Source organism: Mesorhizobium sp. WSM4809 (assembly GCF_055811655.1).
The window spans coordinates 105304-121466 of the sequence record NZ_JBVVQW010000016.1 but is presented as its reverse complement, the minus strand read 5'-3'; the positions used below and the strand labels follow the sequence as shown (position 1 = coordinate 121466).

At 63.4% G+C, this 16163-nt stretch carries 14 protein-coding genes and 1 pseudogene; 7 read left to right on the top strand and 8 right to left on the bottom strand.

The annotated features are described in order from the left end of the window. Positions 1–35 precede the first annotated feature (35 nt). The 3 genes from pcaD (at position 36) to AC0L24_RS27840 (ending at position 1609) form a co-directional block, all read left to right on the top strand. The gene (pcaD, locus tag AC0L24_RS27850; protein WP_127396755.1) at positions 36–827 is read left to right on the top strand and encodes a 3-oxoadipate enol-lactonase; all 792 of its coding nucleotides are present in this window, start codon (positions 36–38) and stop codon (positions 825–827) included. Positions 828–1103: 276 nt separating this feature from the next. Further along, complete coding sequence (locus AC0L24_RS27845) at positions 1104–1349, top strand: hypothetical protein (protein ID WP_023809680.1); 246 nt, start codon at positions 1104–1106, stop codon at positions 1347–1349. Between the two features lie 44 nt (positions 1350–1393). Next, positions 1394–1609 (top strand): hypothetical protein, encoded by a 216-nt coding sequence (locus AC0L24_RS27840; protein WP_127809610.1) that lies wholly within the window; start codon positions 1394–1396, stop codon positions 1607–1609. 63 nt (positions 1610–1672) lie between these two features. Here the strand turns inward: AC0L24_RS27840 and AC0L24_RS27835 are convergent. From AC0L24_RS27835 to AC0L24_RS27825, 3 genes and pseudogenes are all read right to left on the bottom strand, one after another. Then, a pseudogene (locus tag AC0L24_RS27835) lies at positions 1673–1825 on the bottom strand (DUF2267 domain-containing protein); the annotation flags it as partial. A gap of 17 nt (positions 1826–1842) precedes the next feature. After that, positions 1843–2760, bottom strand: a complete 918-nt coding sequence (locus AC0L24_RS27830; RefSeq protein ID WP_127396756.1) for an NADP-dependent oxidoreductase — start codon at positions 2758–2760, stop codon at positions 1843–1845. A gap of 500 nt (positions 2761–3260) precedes the next feature. Further along, entirely contained in the window at positions 3261–4238 is a 978-nt protein-coding gene (locus AC0L24_RS27825) for a hypothetical protein (protein ID WP_127396757.1), read from the bottom strand. Positions 4239–4825: 587 nt separating this feature from the next. Here AC0L24_RS27825 and AC0L24_RS27820 point away from each other — a divergent pair. After that, entirely contained in the window at positions 4826–5539 is a 714-nt protein-coding gene (locus tag AC0L24_RS27820; RefSeq protein ID WP_127809611.1) for a DNA helicase, read from the top strand. Between the two features lie 19 nt (positions 5540–5558). Here the strand turns inward: AC0L24_RS27820 and AC0L24_RS27815 are convergent, their stop codons facing one another. Continuing rightward, on the bottom strand, positions 5559–6512 hold the full coding sequence (locus tag AC0L24_RS27815; protein ID WP_127809612.1) for a hydrogen peroxide-inducible genes activator: 954 nt from the start codon (positions 6510–6512) through the stop codon (positions 5559–5561). A gap of 263 nt (positions 6513–6775) precedes the next feature. Here AC0L24_RS27815 and katG point away from each other — a divergent pair, with 263 nt between their 5' ends. Next, positions 6776–8971, top strand: a complete 2196-nt coding sequence (gene katG / locus AC0L24_RS27810) for a catalase/peroxidase HPI (protein ID WP_127809613.1) — start codon at positions 6776–6778, stop codon at positions 8969–8971. A gap of 181 nt (positions 8972–9152) precedes the next feature. Next, positions 9153–9710: a GNAT family N-acetyltransferase gene (locus AC0L24_RS27805; RefSeq protein WP_127811351.1), complete on the top strand. Its 558-nt coding sequence runs from the start codon at positions 9153–9155 to the stop codon at positions 9708–9710. A gap of 44 nt (positions 9711–9754) precedes the next feature. Here AC0L24_RS27805 and AC0L24_RS27800 read toward each other — a convergent pair whose 3' ends face one another. Continuing rightward, positions 9755–10003: a hypothetical protein gene (locus tag AC0L24_RS27800; protein WP_164873808.1), complete on the bottom strand. Its 249-nt coding sequence runs from the start codon at positions 10001–10003 to the stop codon at positions 9755–9757. Between the two features lie 178 nt (positions 10004–10181). Continuing rightward, positions 10182–10598: a MerR family transcriptional regulator gene (locus AC0L24_RS27795; protein WP_127396412.1), complete on the bottom strand. Its 417-nt coding sequence runs from the start codon at positions 10596–10598 to the stop codon at positions 10182–10184. A 107-nt stretch (positions 10599–10705) separates the two neighbouring features. On the opposite strand from AC0L24_RS27795, the gene AC0L24_RS27790 reads away from it, so the two are divergent. Then, entirely contained in the window at positions 10706–12880 is a 2175-nt protein-coding gene (locus AC0L24_RS27790; protein WP_127809614.1) for a heavy metal translocating P-type ATPase, read from the top strand. A gap of 6 nt (positions 12881–12886) precedes the next feature. Here AC0L24_RS27790 and AC0L24_RS27785 read toward each other — a convergent pair whose 3' ends face one another. Further along, positions 12887–14071: an MFS transporter gene (locus tag AC0L24_RS27785; protein ID WP_127809615.1), complete on the bottom strand. Its 1185-nt coding sequence runs from the start codon at positions 14069–14071 to the stop codon at positions 12887–12889. 146 nt (positions 14072–14217) lie between these two features. After that, complete coding sequence (locus AC0L24_RS27780) at positions 14218–15882, bottom strand: Na/Pi cotransporter family protein (protein WP_127809616.1); 1665 nt, start codon at positions 15880–15882, stop codon at positions 14218–14220. Positions 15883–16163 lie beyond the last annotated feature (281 nt).

Here is a 16163-nt window from a genome sequence, read left to right as displayed (position 1 = left end):
CTGTCTCGTTCAACGTTCCAGAAGGAATCTTCATCATGAATGAGCTGAATTTCGTCACAACGGGCGACGGCACGCGCATCGCCTACCGCTTCGATGGCGAGGCAAGCAAGCCGGTGCTGGTGCTGTCGAATTCCATCGGCACCACGCTGCACATGTGGGACAGGCAGATCGGCGAATTGTCGAAGCATTTCCGTGTCCTGCGCTACGATTTTCGCGGCCATGGCGGATCGAGCGTTCCCGTCGGCGCCTACTCGCTCGACCGGCTTGGCCGCGACGTCATCGAGCTGCTCGACGCGCTCGACCTGCAACGCGTACATTTCGTTGGCCTGTCGCTCGGCGGGTTCGTCGCGCAGTGGCTCGGCATCCACGCGCCCGAGCGGATCGACCGGCTGATCCTGAGCAACACCTCGTCCCATCTCTCGCCGGCAAGCTATTTCGACGAGCGGATTGCCGCGGTGCGGCAGGCGCCGGACATGTCGGAAACCGCCGAGACGTTCCTGAGCAACTGGTTCCCCACGTCGATGGTTGCCGCCAACGAGCCCGTGGTCGAAGAGTTTCGCACCATGCTGCTGGCTATCGACCGGCAAGGCCTGGCGGGTCTGTTCGCAGCGGTTCGCGACGCCGATCTTCGCCGCACCGTAGCACTGATACCCCGGCCGACGCTGGTGATCGCCGGTCGGCACGACACGGTGACAGCAGCCAGCCACGGTGAGATGATTGCCGCGGCGGTGCCCGGCGCGAAGCTTGTAGTGCTGCCCGCGGTCCATCTGTCGAACATCGAATATCCGGCAGAGTTCATCCAGGCTGTGGTCGATTTCCTGCGCTGAGCTGGAGCGCGACGGAAAGGCGTCCGGCACCAGTCCGGCGGTCGCCGAAACGTTCAAAGGACGTACTGGTTCAGAAGGCGGGGCGGCGGCCTCGGTCAACGTGAGCCCTAGGTGAACCGAGCCATCTGGCGAAAAGCTTATTCAACGCCTTCGGAACGATCCCGTCACCTTGCCATTATCAGCACGAGAGCCGGCTCGGACAGGCAAGCGCCGTGACCCGACCTTAGAGGCGGCCGATGACTTTCGAGCGCCAACACGAACACACCGGAGGAAGCGATGACTGGACGCAAAACCCATGACCAACAAATTCGCATCATTGAAGAGCGAGAAAACACAAAGAATGCCGGCAAGGATTTCGATTCAGAGGCGGATCTGAAACGATCAGCGGCGGAACGCGAAGCGCTGCGCAAAGGGTCGGACATGAGAACCGACACACCGGACCTCGTCGATCCGGACGACCGCAACATCCTTCGCGGTAAAAATCAGGAAAGCGTCCATCACAAAAACCGTCCTGACGACTAGATGAGCACGATTCTGGAACATTTGTCATAGATTGGAGGCAGCCCATGGCACGCGGGAGCAAGAAACACATCGGAGCAGGTTCGCAGGGAAAGGGTTCTGGCACAGGCGCCATGACCGTAACGCCAAAGGACAAGCTTGAAGAAATCAAGGTTCTGTCCAATCGCGACAAGGCGCAGCATTCCAAAGAACGCGGTTTGGACTCCAGGCAGGTCGCGACCGAGCAGCATCAGGATCATGCCGCCAACCGTTTGCGGGACTGACGCTTGACACGGGCGCCTGCCTCGGCACGGCTGCCCAGGGAGCCGTCAGGTTCGGTGCCGACGCTATTTGACTCCGAGGCTTTCGGGCCAAAGCGCCTGGATTTCTTTCGGCAGGGCATCGCGCACCTTGGCCGATTGGCCAAGATCAATATGCCGTGCAAGAACTCGGAACACCGAGCGTGCCGCCTCCTCGGGATCGACGGGGCGAGAGGGACGGCAGAAGCACCAACTCGCTAGGCGGAAACCTCAAGCACGATCTTGCCACGCACATGCTCATTTTCCAGCCGTTCTTCCGCTTTGGCGACCTCTCCAAGAGGGTAGGTGGCTTGCACGAAGGGGGTGACCTTGCCGGCCTCGATGAGGCGGCCGATCTCGGCAAGATGCGCCGCATTCGGTTCGGCCAGATAGGAGACGCCACGCGCCCGGCGCAAGTTTGCCTTTTCCTGCGACGGTTCGGAAAGAGTGGAAACGAGCGTCCCGCCAGGTTTGAGCACCTCCCAGGAGCGGTCCTGCGTGTCGCCCGCGACAAGGTCGAACACCAGGTCGACCGCATCGACGACCTCTTCGAAACGCTGGTTCTTGTAGTCGACCGTCTGATCGGCGCCGAGCTCACGGACGAAAACCACGTCCTCGGCGGAAACGGTTGTCGCGACGAACGCGCCCGCGGCCTTGGCGAACTGGATCGCCAGATGACCGACGCCGCCGGCGCCGCCATGGATGAGAACCCGTTGCCCGGATTTGAGGCCGCCATGGTCGAAAAGGCCCTGCCATGCAGTGATGCCGGCAAGCGGCACCGCCGCGGCTTCGACATGGCTGAGACGATCCGGTTTCGCAGCCGCCTCCGTCGCCTTGACCACGACAAATTCGGCATTGCCGCCCCGGTCATGACCAAGCATCGCGAATAACGGGTCGCCCTTCTTCAACGTATTTGCCCGCGTGCCGCATATTTCCACCGTGCCGGACACGTCGCGCCCGAGTGTGACCGGCAGGTTCTCGTTCGTCGAACCTTCGCGGATCTTGTAGTCGATCGGATTGACGCTCGCGGCGCGAACCCTGAGCACAACCTCGTCGTCAAGCGGTTGAGGCAAGGGGACTTGATCGATCGAAAGAACCTCAGGTCCGCCAAAAGCATGGATGCGGGCTGCTTTCATGTCGGCATATCTCCTGTTGCTTGGCTGTCGGCGACGGTGTCTGCTGGGCTGTCGTCAGCGGCTGTGCAGCCCAGGTCGCGGAGGCAGGCACACCGGTTTCCCAGCGGGCCACCGCCGCTGCAAGGTCGCCACTCCTGCTAGGCCGTAGACTGCGTCGGCGGGTTTTGATTCACATGGCGGCAAGGCTAGAACCAGACTTGCTGGCTTTCTAACTGGGTAGCAGGCCGTTGGTTCCAACCACCGCAATCGGCTGAACGTGGTGCCGGAAATTCTCTCCTCGGCCAGAGCATTCAACCAGTCTGATCCATCCGGCCCTTATGCACACAGCTGTTTTGAGTAGCGACGCCGAGGAGAGAGGCGGGGCCGAAGCTGCTGGCGCGCTGACCTTGGAGATCGGATTGAATCATTGCTGGTGGGTCGCAGGGCCGCCGATCAATGCGGTTCGCACGACGAACATAAAGCAGCACGGTCTTAATCGACGCGGCGGCGCGATGCGGACTTCAAGACGCTTCGCAGATCGGCAGCGGCTGTGGCGGCGGTGCCGGATGATCCTTCCTGTATTGGGCGATGATCGGCTCAAGGGTCTTTCTCGGCCAGAATTTCGGTGTGCCGATTTCCTTCAGGCAGGACGCGTTCCAGTAGGCGCCCGGCTGTGAACGGTCGGCTGCGACCGCGGTGATGTCGCGCGATTCCGGGTAGATGTAGAGCGTCGTCGGATTGTCCTTGACCATCGGGATGATCCGCTTGGCATCCGCCGGCGACCAGCTGGTGCAGCCATTGCTGCGACCGCCGGCATAGTCCACCAGCTTGCCGAACGGCACGAAGCCGTCATGGTCGGCGTGCGAGCTGTTCGGGTTTTTGCGCAGGCACATGCCATGCAGCACCTGGGCAGCGTGACCGCCGATCGCCCGCTGCCTGGCGTTCGCGGCTTCGCCTTCGCCGTCGAACTGGATGAAGGTGCGCTGGAAAACCGCGTCCTGCTTCGCGCCAGTGCGGTAATAGCCCTTGAACGAGGTTTTGGCCTCGCTGGTCATATAGGCGCCGCCGGCCGTCAACGATGAATCCATCGCATTGCCGAAGTTCTTCGCGCACCGTTTGCCGTTTGAAAAATCGACGACGCCTTTCAAATTCCGCCCGCTGCCGTGGCCTGACGAAATCGCGCTAAACGACTGGCTGGCCTCGCAGATGACGTAATAGCGACGGCCGAGCACGCCATTGCCCAGATCGCTGGGGCGTGTCGCATCCATGGCGAAGTAGCAGGGGTTCTTGACAGCGCCTTGCGCGACCTTCTTCAGGTAAAGCGCGCGGGCTCGTTCGAGGACAATCTGTGAGATCTGGCCGTCGCTGTTGCCGACATGAGCCTGCAGCCAGGCCGGCACGTCAGAAGGTGCGGCAAAGGATCGAGCCGACACCGTCCCGGCGATGACGGCGACGAAAAAGCTGGCGACGACGCCCAGAGGAACAGATCTCAACCGCACCGGATCAATTCTCCTTGTCGAAGCGAATGGCGATTTCTTGCGGCATTGCCGCGAGAATCGATCATAGATGGCCTCGCATTATCGGGCGAAACACATCTTGTTTAGCGTACCCGCATGAAGAGCCGTAAAGTAGGTCGATGCATGCAACGGCCTACGCCGACATGCTGGCTCCAGGCTTGCGGCGGACGTCTTCGCTTCCTTGAAGCAGGGCAACGAACTCGGGTTGGCGGGTCCCTTCGGAGGCCGTCGGCGCGTTGGCTGACGGAGCATCAAACGAAAACCCGCCTGTGCGGCGGGTCATTGGCGCAAATCAGCACCATGGACAAATATGTACCATAGCTGAGGGCAGGAAGTCAAGAAAAAATTCCTATCGTGAAGAGCCGCGAGTCCGGAGCCTGATCCCTGGAGGTCGGCGATTTTCGATCCGCAGGGATTGAGCTATCATCTGATTCTGGCGCGGCCCACGCCACCTCCCTCCGCCGGGAAAGCATCGTTCATGCAGGGCGCTATCCAATCACCGAACCGACTGTTCGAGCACTTGGCATAAGGAGGGGTTGCAAAAACGGCTCGCACCAGGAGGTTTTGCGATGAAGTTGTCCGCGCCCATCTACCATCTCAAGCGTCAAGCCAGGCTTTTGTCCCGCGAGGGCAAGATTGCGCTGCACGAAGCGCTCGACCGTATTGCCGCCCAGGAAGGTTTTGCCAGCTGGAGCCTGCTTGCAGCCAAGGCAGCCGAGGCGGCGCCCGCCGGCATGCTGTTTGCGCAACTTGCGCCCGGCGACCTGGTTCTGGTCGGTGCGCGACCCGGACACGGCAAGACGCTGATGAGCCTCGAACTCGCGGTCGAAGCCATGAAATCAGGCCATCGCGGTGTCTTCTTTACGCTCGAATATACGCAAAGGGATGTGCTGGACCGGTTTCGAGCCATCGGGGCGGACCCGGTGCAGTTCAACGACCAGTTCACATTCGATAATTCCGACGCCATCAGTGCCGCCTATATCGTCAAGGCATTGGGTTCGGCGCCGCGCGGCACGCTGGTGGTGATCGATTATCTGCAACTGCTCGATCAGAAGCGGGAAAACCCGGACCTGATGGCGCAGGTTCGCACGCTGAAGGCCTTTGCCCGCGACAAAGGATTGATCCTCGTCTTCATCTCGCAGATCGATCGGTCATACGATCCGGCGAAGAAGCCATGTCCCGATATCGGCGATGTGCGGTTACCGAACCCTCTGGACCTGTCGCTGTTCGACAAGACCTGCTTCCTGAACAAGGGCGAAATCCGGTTCCAGGCGGCAGGCTGACGATCAGGTCAGCCTGCCTTCATTGGGCCGCTGCCGGCAGATTCAGAGGCTGCGCAACCGATGCCGAACCGTGCTGCGCGCGCAATGCTTCGGCTGCCTGGCGAACCACTTCGGATATAAGCAGCAGCTGTTTGGCGATCGGGCTTGTCTTGCGCCAGATCATGCCGATCGTCCGCGACGGTTGGGGGTTGGCGAAGTGGGCGATAGAGACCGCCGCCGAGCGCGTCTCCACCGGCACGGCCATTTCGGGGATCAAGGTGACGCCGACGCCGGCGCCGACCATCTGCACCAGGGTCGACAGCGAGCTGCCGTCCAGCAACTCGCGCGGCCGTGCCGAATGCATGTTGCAGAACGACAGCGCCTGGTCGCGAAAACAATGGCCTTCCTCGAGCAGGAGCAGCCGCATCTCGCGCAACATTTCGCGGTTGGGCACCGGCTTTCCCTCATCCTCGCCGGGTCGGACCAGCACGAAGTTCTCGGCAAACAGCACGATTTCCGTCAGCGACGCTTCCGATACCGGCAAGGCGACGATGGCGGCATCGAGCCGCCCGTCGGCCAGTTCCTGGATCAGCTTCTGCGTCTGCGTTTCGCGCACATGGATATCGAGCCCGTCATGCATGCGGGCGAGGTTGCCGATGATGGCAGGCAAAAGGTAGGGTGCGATCGTCGGGATCACCCCGATGCGCAACCGTCCCACCAGCCGGTCGCGCGAGGCGCGGGCCAGATCTGTCAGCTCATCCACCGAGCGCAGGATGTCGCGAACGCGCAAGGCGAATTCCTCGCCGAAATTGGTCAGCCGGACCTGGCGTGGCCCTCTTTGGAAAAGCTCCGTGCCAAGCGTTTCCTCCAACTCCCGGATCTGCACCGAGATCGCGGGCTGCGAGATCGCGCAGGCATCGGCGGCACGGCCGAAATGATTGTGCCGCGCCAGCGCCTCGAAATAACGCAACTGCTTCAGCGTCAGGTTTGTCATAATGTCATCTTATCGCTGTAATCAGGAAATCCAACTTAAATTAATGAAGCGGCTTTGCTATAGGAGTCGCAACGAAGATGAGGAGCAGCCGGGACCGCCTGGTGAGGCGCATGCCCGCGGCAACAGGACATCCAACATATTCGGTCGCGTATCGGGCATATGGTCATCGCGCCAGCCATGAAACGGACCACCTCCAGGGACATCCAACGTCCCTGTTCACGCAGCAGTTGAACAGTTCAACACAGCCACGATCGGAGAAGAACATGGACGCACAGACCGATGATCCCAGCGCCGGCAAATGCCCCGTTGCGCACGGATCCTCCAGCAGGAGCAACCGTGACTGGTGGCCCAACCAGCTCGATCTCGGCGTTCTCCATCAGCAATCGAACCTTTCGGATCCGATGGGCGAAGAGTTCGACTATGCCGAGGAATTCAAGTCGCTCGATCTCGATGCGGTGATCAAGGACCTGCACCAGGTGATGACGGATTCGCAGGAGTGGTGGCCGGCCGACTTCGGCCATTATGGGCCGCTGTTCATCCGCATGGCCTGGCACAGTGCCGGCACCTACCGCATCGGCGATGGCCGTGGCGGCGCCGGGGCCGGCCAGCAGCGTTTTGCTCCGCTCAACAGCTGGCCGGACAATGCCAATCTCGACAAGGCGCGCCGGCTGCTGTGGCCGGTCAAGCAGAAATATGGCCGCAAGATCTCCTGGGCCGACCTGCTGATCCTCACCGGCAACGTCGCGCTGGAATCGATGGGCTTCAAGACCTTCGGTTTTGCTGGCGGCCGCGCCGACGTCTGGGAACCCGAACAGGACGTCGATTGGGGTTCGGAAACCAAGTGGCTCGACGACAAGCGCTACTCCGGCGACCGCGAACTCCAGGGCCATCTCGGCGCCGTCCAGATGGGATTGATCTACGTCAATCCGGAAGGGCCGAACGGCAGACCGGATCCGCTGGCTTCGGCACGCGACATCCGCGAGACCTTCGCGCGCATGGCCATGAACGACGAGGAGACCGTGGCGCTGATCGCTGGCGGTCACACCTTCGGCAAGACCCACGGCGCCGGCGATGCCTCGCTGGTGGGTGCGGAGCCGGAAGGCTCGAGCATCGAGGCGCAGGGCCTTGGCTGGTCGAGCAAGCACGCCTCCGGCATTGCAGGCGACGCCATCACCTCGGGCCTCGAGGTGACCTGGACCACGACGCCGACCAAGTGGAGCAACAACTTCTTCGACAATCTGTTCAACTTCGAATGGGAACTGACCACGAGCCCGGCCGGCGCGCATCAGTGGACGCCGAAGGGCGGCGCCGGTGCCGGGACCGTGCCGGATGCCCACGATCCGTCCAAGCGCCGCGCGCCTGCCATGCTGACGACCGATCTCGCACTGCGGGCCGATCCGGCCTACGAGAAGATCTCGCGGCGCTTCCATGAGCATCCGGACCATTTCGCCGACGCGTTTGCCCGCGCCTGGTACAAGCTGACCCATCGCGACATGGGTCCGATCGTTCGTTATCTCGGCCCGCTCGTGCCGAAGGAAGAGCTGATCTGGCAGGATCCGATCCCGGCGGTCGACCATGAACTGGTCGGCCAGCAGGACATTGCGTCGCTGAAGGCGAAGATCCTGGCATCGGGCCTTTCGGTCTCCGAATTGGTCTCGACTGCGTGGGCCTCGGCCTCGACGTTCCGCAATTCCGACAAGCGCGGTGGTGCCAACGGGGCACGTATCCGACTGGCACCGCAGAAGGATTGGGACGTCAACCAGCCGGCGGAACTGTCGAAGGTGCTAGCGAAGCTGGAAGCCATCCAGACGGAGTTCAACGCGGCACAGACCGGCGGGAAAAAGATCTCGCTGGCCGATCTCATCGTGCTCGGCGGTGTCGCCGCGGTCGAGAAGGCGGCGAAGGACGGCGGCCACGAAACCAAGGTGCCGTTCACGCCGGGCCGCATGGATGCTTCACAGGAACAGACCGATGTCCATTCCTTTGCCGCGCTCGAGCCGAAAGTCGATGGCTTCCGCAACTATGTCAGGGGCAAGCAGCCGATGTCGGTCGAGGCCATGCTTGTCGACCGGGCGCAATTGCTGTCGCTGACCGCGCCCGAGATGACGGTTCTGGTCGGCGGTCTGCGCGTGCTCGGCGCCAACACGGCCAAGTCGAAGCACGGCGTGCTCACCGACCGGCCGGGTACGTTAACCAACGACTTCTTCGTCAATCTGCTCAGCATGAACACGGTCTGGGATCCGGCCGCCGGCTCCGACGAAGTCTACGAGGCGCGTGACCGCAAGACCAAGGCGGTCAAGTGGACCGGCACCCGTGCCGACCTGATCTTCGGCTCGCACGCCCAGCTCCGCGCGCTTGCCGAGGTCTACGGGTCGGCGGACGCCAAGGCGAAATTCACCAGGGATTTCGTCGCGGCATGGACCAAGGTGATGAACGCCGACCGCTTCGACATCGCCTGAGATCGCTAAAGGTGATCCGGCGCGGCCGCGCCGGATCACCGGTCCTCCCAAGGACCCAACGCCAGGGCCGTGTTTCCAGCGATGGGAGCGCGGCCTTGTCGTAAGAGATTGCGCTTTGGTGGACCGTGCCTTCCTGGGCAGGGATGCTATCTTGCCGGTGTCGCGTCTCCGCCAGTGCACCATGATCGAAATCGTCAAACCCGCGCTCGAACATCTGCCGTCCTACAAGGCGGCGCTCGAACGCGGCTGGTCGCCGGACAATGTGCGGCTGATGGAGGCGACGCGCGAGCAGCTCGCGGCCATCGAAAAGGATCCCGTGGCCTTTCTTGCCGACCTCGACGATCCCCAGGCCAAGGGTGGCGCGATCAGTTTGCCAGACGGCAAAAAGGTGCCGCGCCTACCGGGCTTCCGCCGCTGGATCTGGGACGGCGAGGCGTCGGGCTCGATCGGCTTTCGCTGGCAGAAGGGCACGTCGGAATTGCCGCCGCATGTGCTCGGCCATATCGGCTATGCGGTGGTGCCGTGGAAGCGGCGGCGCGGCTACGCCACCGAGGCGCTGCGGCTGATGCTGGACGAGGCGAGGGCGGTCGGCCTGGCTCACGTCGAGATCACCGCCAAGCCGGGCAATCCGGCCTCGCACAAGGTGATCCTGGCCAATGGTGGCAAGCTGGTCGAACGCTTTTTCGAGGATGCTGCCTACGGCGGGGCGGAAAGTTTGCGGTTCAGGATCGAGTTGTAGGGGCGCGGGGCGCCGCGGCCGGAGGGGTGGTTAGTTCTGCAGCATTAGTAATTGTAGGTCTTCACATGCGCCGTCATCGGAGTTCGTCCGGAAGCGCCAATAGCGGCCATCACGTCGAGTAAATCCGATACAATACCATGGCGATGAGCATCACCACGAGCGCGATGAAAATGCGTTCCACCCACCGCATCAGCTTCGACTTCGAGGGGTTGCCCGATATCGCGTTTCCCAATATGTCCCCAAGAAAATGAAGCAAATTGTCCATCGCGTGGTTGGCCTCCGATTTTATACATTTTGCCGTCAGTGATTGTACTGGATCAACCACTTTAACGTTAGCATGTCTGCGAAAAGTCAAAGCAGAAATATGCTCGTTTTTACGTCGCCCAGTGCCGGTGGTTCTGCAGCGCTGCGACTCTCTAAGGTCACTGCACGGAACCCATAAGGCTGCGCCGCGTCGCTCCTTGTTCCGCCTCACCCATGTTCGTCAGCGCACAGCGCGTGATCGGACAGCGCGCGGATGACGTAGCAGTCGCCAACCGTCTTGCCACTGCAGCACGTGGCGATGCGTTCGAGCTCGGCCTCCAGCCGCTTTAGCTGAGTGATCTTCTCCCGTACCGAGATCAATTGTTCTTCGGCGATCCGGTCGGCGTGGCCGCAGGGCTGCTCGGGGTGGCTGCTCAATTCGATCAGCGAGCGGATGTCGTCGACGGCGAAGCCGAGGTCGCGGGCGTGGCGGATGAAGGCCAGCCGCTCCAGTTCCTGCCTGGAATAGCGGCGCTGGTTGCCTTCCGAGCGCTCGGGTGCCGCAACAAGGCCCATCTGCTCGTAGTAGCGGATGGTCGGCACCTTGACCCCGGTTCGGCGCGAGAGATCACCGATCGAAAACATGAAATTTTCCTCTTGAAGCTCTAGTGACTAGAGCAATTACAGTGCTGGACATCAGGATTCAAGACCCATGCGGCGACGCCGCGCGGGCAAGGCAGACAGGTAATGTGGTGACGGCACCCCTCAAGCAGGAAACAATCGGGCAGACACGGTTCAAGATCGGCGGCATGGACTGCGCCTCCTGCGCGGCCAAGATCGATACGGTGGTGCGCCGCCTCGACGGCGTCGCCGATGTCTCGGTTTCAGTGACCGGCGCCAGCATGACGGTCAGCCATGGCGGTTCGCTCAACGATGGCAAGGTGCTGCAGCAGGTGGCGCGGCTCGGCTACGGCATCGTCAAGGCGGAAGGCGGGGCCGATGGGCGTGCTTCAGTGGCCAAGGCACATGACCATGCTGATCATGATCACAGCGATGCCGAGCCGGGGCAGGCGTGGTGGCGCTCCCGCCGGACGGTGTTGACGCTGGCCTGCGCGGCAGCGCTTCTCGCCGCCTATGGCATCGGCCATCTGTTTCCGACGGGCGAGCGCTGGGTGTTCCTGGGCGCGTTGCTGGTCGGCCTGGTGCCGATCGCGCGGCGCGCGCTGATGGCGGCATTGGCCGGCACGCCGTTCTCGATCGAGATGCTGATGACCATAGCGGCGATAGGCGCCGTGATGATCGGCGCCACGGAAGAAGCCGCCGCCGTGGTGGTGCTGTTCCTGATCGGCGAACTTCTGGAAGGTGTCGCCGCCGGCCGCGCGCGGGCGAGCATCCAGGGGCTTGCCGACCTGGTGCCGAAGACAGCTCTGGTCGAGCGGGCAGGCGGCACATCGGAGGTTCCCGCCGAAGATCTCGCGGTCGGCGATGTCATCGTGGTGCGGCCGGGTGACCGCATCCCGGCCGACGGCGAGATCGTCGAGGGGTCGAGCTATATCGACGAGGCGCCGGTGACCGGCGAGAGCACACCGAAGCGCAAGGGTGTCGCTGACGCCGTCTTTGCCGGCACGATCAGCACCGACGGCGTGCTCAAGGTGCGGGTGACGGCGGCCGCGTCCGACAACACCATCGCCCGCATCGTGCGGCTTGTGGAGGAGGCGCAGGAAGCAAAGGCACCGACCGAACGCTTCATCGACCGCTTCTCGCGCACCTACACCCCGGCGGTGCTGGCGGTCGGCGCGCTGGTTGCGCTGTTGCCGCCGCTGCTCATTGGCGGCGACTGGAACGAATGGATCTACAAGGGCCTGGCGATCCTGCTGATCGGTTGCCCCTGCGCGCTCGTCATCTCGACGCCGGCGGCGATAGCCGCAGGTCTTGCGACCGGCGCGCGCCGTGGCCTGTTGATGAAAGGTGGTGCGGTGCTGGAAGGGTTTCGCCGGGTCACGGCGGTGGCCTTCGACAAGACGGGCACGCTGACCGCGGGCAGGCCCGTGGTGACCGACATCATGGCCTATGGCCGCGATGAACGCACCGTGCTGGCGCTGGCGGCGGCGCTCGAGCAGGGTTCCAGCCATCCGCTAGCCATGGCGATCCTCGACAGGGCCAAGGCTGATGGTGCGCCGGTGCCGCCGGCTCTGGCGGCGAAGGCGATCTCGGGCAAAGGTGTCGAGGGCAGCGTCGGTGGCGTCGCCGTCTTCCTCGGCTCCGGTCCAGCGGCGGGCGAACGCGCCGACATGACGCAAGTGCAGCGCCTCGCCGTCGACAGCCTCAACGGGCAGGGCAAGACCGTCTCAGTGCTGGTCGCCGACGGCGTGGTGGCAGGACTGATCGCCATGCGCGACGAGCCGCGGCCGGATGCGGCGGCCGGCATTGCGGCGCTGAAGGCCGAGGGCATCCGCACGATCATGCTGACCGGCGACAATCGCCGCACGGCCGAAGCCATCGCCGCTTCCCTCGGGATCGAGGCGCGGGCGGAGTTGTTGCCTCAGGACAAGCAGCGCATCATCGGTGAATTGCAGCGCGAAGGGCTGAAGGTCGCCAAGGTCGGCGATGGCATCAACGATGCGCCGGCGCTCGCCGCCGCCGACATCGGAATCGCCATTGGCGGCGGCACCGATGTGGCGCTGGAGACGGCGGACGCGGCGATCCTGCATGGCCGCGTCATGGACGTCGCGCGCATGGTAAGACTGTCGCGGGCGGTGATGGCCAATATCGGCCAGAACATCAGCGTTGCGCTCGGGCTGAAGGCGGTGTTCCTGGTCACCACCATTTTGGGCATCACCGGCCTGTGGCCGGCGATCCTGGCCGATACCGGCGCCACGGTGCTGGTCACCGCCAACGCCATGCGCCTGCTGCGCTGGCGCGGGTGAAGTGGTCTATTCCGCCGGAGCCGTCAGCGGCGGCGTGGCGTTGCTGCGCCCTTCCCAGACATAGGATGCCAGCGCCACCGCGACGGCGACCAGCATGGCGATGGCGCCCAGCAGCGGCAGGCTGCGGTAGCCATAGCCGCTGTTCAGCATCGCGGCGCCCAACGACGCGGCCAGCGCGATGCCGACATTGAAGCCGGACGGAATGAGCGACGAGGCGAGGTTCGAGGCGTCCGCCGTCCAGGCCAGGATGCGGGTCTGGATCGGTGTGCCGATGGCGAAGTTGAGGCCGCCCCAGATGACGATCGCCACAACCATCGGCAGGGGATAGGGGCTGACGGCGTAGATGACGGCCAGCGTCACCGCCTGCAAGGCCAGCATGGTGATTAGCGACGGCATCAGCTTCCAGTCGGACAGCTTGCCGCCGAGGAAGACGCCGAGCGTGGCGCCGACGCCGTTGAGCAGCAGCACCCACGGCACCAGGTTCTCGTCGAGCCCGGTGACCTCCAGCAGTGTCGGGGTGATGTAGGTGAACAGGCCGAACTGGCCGATCATCAGCATCAGCATCAGGATCAGCGAAGTCCAGACCTGCTGGCGGGCCAGCACACGGACCTCGCGGGCGAAACCGGCAGGCTTGGCCGATGAGCCGGTGGTGCGCGGCAACAGGGCTGCCATGGCAAGCGTCGCCGCCACGCCGAGCGCGCACATCACCCAGAAGGTGGCGCGCCAGCCCCAGATGTTGCCGATCGCGGTGCCGGCCGGCACGCCGATGACGTTGGAGACGGTGAGGCCGGACAGGATGACGGCGACAGCCATGCCGCGCTGGTCCTCGCGCACGAGACCGACGGCGACGACCATGGCGACGCCGAAATAGGCGCCATGCGCGACCGCCACGGCAATGCGCAACAGTAGCATCGAGGTGAAGTCGGGCGCCAGCGCGCAAGCCGCCTGGCCGATGGTGAAGGCGATGGCGAGGCCGAGCAGCAGGCTCTTGCGCGACAGCGACTTGGTGGCGAGCGCCAGCAGTGGACCGCCGATGGCGATGCCGCAGGCATAGCCGGAGACGAGATAGCCGGCCGAGGGAACCGAGACGCCGAGCCCCTCCGCCACTTGCGGCAGCACGCCGGCAATGACGAATTCAGTGGTGCCGAAAGCAAAGGCGGCGATGAACAGGGCGATGAGCGGAAGCGACATGGGGGAAGCCTTAGCTGGAAGGGCCTCAAACCACGGATGGGCGTCGCGGGCAATCCAGAAATTTTTGTCGCTGGTTTAGGTTTTCTTGAGTGGGGCGAGGCGGTGAAGCGCCAATCTCCCTCACGAGGGGGGAGATCGGCTGCTTCTCAGCTCGCCTTCAACCTGGATCCAGTCAGCAGACCGCGCTCTTCGAGCACCGGATAGGCCATCGAGGCCAGCAGCGAATTGATCTGCTTCAGGTCGCGGATGGTGTCGAGATGGATCGAGCTGGTCTCGACGCTCTTGGCAGTGCCGTCGCGCAGGCGCACGAAATGGCTGGCGCTGGTTTCTTTTTCGCGGTCGCGAAGCCGGTCTTTTTCCAGCACCAACTGGCGCGCGGTCTCGGGATCGCGCGACACCAGAACGTTGAAGGCAAGCCGCGCATTGGCCAGCACCGAGCTATGGAAGGCGCACAGCTCGGCCCAGCCCTCGTCGGTGAATTCCAGTCCGCGCTCGAACTTCTTTTTCACATGCACCAGCATGTTGCGCACGATGATGTCGCCGACCTGCTCCAGCTTGACGCAGGCGCCGATCAGCTCTTGGCAGCGCAGCGCCTCGTCCTCGGTCAGCGCGTTCCTGGTCAACTTGGCGAGGTAGAGCTTGATCGCGGCGTGCTTGCGGTCGACGCGGTCGTCGAGTGCGGCCAGCGCTTTAATCTTGTCGGCGTCGGCGCTTTCATAGAGTTCGATGATGCGCTTGAGCATGATCTCGATCGTCTCGCAGACCCGCACCACCTCGCGGGTGGCATTGGCCAGCGCCTGGCTCGGCACGTCGAGCGCGCTTTCGTTGAGCGCGGACAGCTCGACGATGTCAAGCGAGGCGGCCGGCACGGGCTTGGTGCCAAGTGCGACGATCTTCTCCGAAGCGCGGTAGACGAACCCTGCCAGCGGCAGGCCGGCGAGCAGGACCAGCACGTTGAACAGGATGTGCGCATTGACGATCTGGTCCGCCGCCGTCGAACCGAGAAAGGCGAAGTGCGGCCTGAAGATCATGACCAGGATCAGCATGACAAGCGAGCCAAGCCCGCGCATCAGGAGATTGCCGATCGGTACGACGCGCACTTCGGGGCTTGACGAGCGGGTCAGCATCGGCGCGATGATCGAGGAGCCGAGGTTGACGCCGAGGATAAGAACGACGCCGAGTTCAGGCGTGATCAGGCCGCGGCCTGCCAGCGTCGCCATCAACAGCACCGCCGCGATGCTCGACTGGAACAGCCAGGTGATCAGCGCCGCCAGCAGATAGGCGGTGATGGAATCGGTCGAGAAGTAGTTGATGATGACCGGCATGAGCTGGCTGTTGCGCAGCGGCTCAGACGCCTGTCCGATCATCTCCAGCGACAGGATCAAAAGGCCGATGCCGACCAGAATGCGGCCGGTCTGGCGCCAGTCGCGCCGCTCGGTGGCCATGAACATGACCGTGCCGGTGATCAGGCACAGCGGCACCAGCAAGGTGAGGTCGAAGGTCAGCAGCTTGACCACCAGTGCAGAGCCGATCTCGGCGCCGCGCACTGCCAATTGGCCCGCGGCGCCCGAGACGATGCCGGAGCCGGCGAAGGAGCCGACCAGCAGCGTGACGGCGGTGGAGCTTTGCAGGGCGATCGCAAGGCCGGTGCCGGCCAGCACCGCCATGATCGGATTGCGCATGGTGGCGCGCAGGCGATGGCGCAGCACGTCGCCATAGGCGCGTTCGACGCCGGTCTTCACCATGCGGGTGGCAAACAGCATCAGCGCCACGGCGCCGGCCAGATGCAGAAGGACGACGGACCCGCTCATTTCGTCCCCCGCATGCAAACAGGATGCGCGTCCTGTTTGGCGTGGCGATCAGAAGGGAAAACGAGGGTACGAATCATGTTCATGGCGGTGGCTTATAATAGCTCGAATATTTTAGCCGGATAATAAAATCTTGTCGATTTCAAGGGCCGTTGCCGCGCGACGGGCGGTGTCGGAAAATGGACGGACGCGCAAATGGTTGCATTGCTGGGCGGGCGCGAAGCAACGGATAGGCCAAGTTGGCAGCGCGACCGGCTCCTGCCTTTGCGATTATGTTCAGCACT